Here is a 262-nt window from a genome sequence, read left to right on the forward strand (position 1 = left end):
GTGCGGGACCAGGAGTTCGCCGAGAAGGTCGGCTCCCACCAGAAGGCGATGGGTGTGGTGCCGGGGCCGTTCGACTGCTTCCTGACCCACCGCGGCATCAAGTCGCTCGCGGTGCGCATGGACCGCCACTGCGTCAACGCCGAGCGCGTCGCTGCCTTCCTGACCAGCCACCCGAAGGTCGGCACGGTCATCTATCCGGGCCTGGAGACCCACTCGGGACACGAGGGCGCGCAGCGCCAGATGAAGCGCTCCGGCGGCCTGA

1 protein-coding gene is annotated in these 262 nt (G+C 69.5%); it reads left to right on the top strand.

Going from position 1 to position 262, the window contains the following annotated elements; translation table 11 throughout:
• On the top strand, positions 1–262 hold a 262-nt coding region (locus F0U44_RS22325), incomplete at both ends, for a PLP-dependent transferase (protein WP_188113639.1).

Origin of the sequence: Nocardioides humilatus (assembly GCF_008373755.1) — a bacterium.
Lineage (GTDB): Bacteria > Actinomycetota > Actinomycetes > Propionibacteriales > Nocardioidaceae > Nocardioides > Nocardioides humilatus.